The sequence below is a fragment of the Sphingomonas sp. AC435 genome, assembly GCF_979253005.1.
Genome location: NZ_CEEDCJ010000024.1, coordinates 1 through 1032, shown reverse-complemented (window position 1 = coordinate 1032; position 1032 = coordinate 1). Strand labels below are relative to the sequence as shown.

Sequence of the window (1032 nt, the reverse complement as noted above, 5' to 3'; positions counted from 1 at the left end):
TGAGTCGAAGGGGATTCACACGGACGCGCTGATCTGATTCACAGTGCTGGCTGGATGGAGGCCGGCATGGATGGGCAAGCCGTTGTCGATGGATCTGCGGTTGCGGGCGCTGGCCGCGGTTGACGAGGGGATGAGTTGCCGGGCTGCGGCGGTGCGGTTTGGTGTGGCGGCCGCGACGGTGATCCGGTGGCACGACCAGCGCCGCAGCACGGGCGGTTACGCCGCCAAGCCGCAGGGCGGGGACACGCGGTCGCGGCGGATTGAAGCGCATCGGGAGACGGTGCTGGCGCTGCACGAAGCACGGCGCGACATCACGCTGGACGAGCTGCGTCGCGAGCTGGGCCAGGCGGGCGTGACGGTGGCGATCTCGACGCTGCACCGCTTCTTCGCGCGCCACGGGATCACACGTAAAAAAAGACCGGACATGCGGCCGAGCAGGACCGCGCCGACGTCCTGAGTGCGCGCGAGGACTGGTTCGATGGCCAGCTCGACCTCGACCCTGCGCGGCTGGTGTTCATCGACGAGACCTGGACGGCGACCAACATGACGCGCAGTCACGGTCGCTGCCGGCGAGGCGAGCGGCTGCGGATGGGTTACCCGCACGGCCATCGCAAGACGACCACGTTGGTCGCGGGCCTGCGCATGACCGGCATGGTCGCACCGATGGTGCTCGACGGGCCGATCAACGGCGACTGGTTCGAGGCCTATGTCCGACAGGTCCTCGTTCCCGACCTCAGGCGCGGCGACATGGTCATCATGGACAACCTGTCCAGCCACAAGCGTGCCAGCGTCCGCGAAGCTATCGAGGCCGTCGGTGCCCGCCTGCTGTTCCTCCCGCCATACAGCCCCGACTTCAACCCGATCGAGAAAGCCTTCTCCCGCCTCAAGGCCATGCTCCGCAAGGCTGGCGAGCGGACCGTCTCCGGGCTTTGGTCCCTCATCGGCAAGCTGGTCGACCTCTTCCAGCCGCAGGAATGCGCCAACTACTTCAGCTCCTGCGGCTATGATCCGGACTGAACGGAATCCGCTCTA

General features: G+C 67.0%; 1 protein-coding gene. It reads left to right on the top strand.

Annotated elements, in window-relative coordinates; all coding sequences use genetic code 11:
* The first annotated feature begins 70 nt into the window (after positions 1-70).
* A protein-coding gene (locus AC0CH8_RS18810; protein WP_465241189.1) for an IS630 family transposase occupies positions 71-1017 on the top strand; the annotation gives its coding sequence in 2 pieces (ribosomal slippage) (positions 71-410 and positions 410-1017; 948 coding nt in all).
* Positions 1018-1032 lie beyond the last annotated feature (15 nt).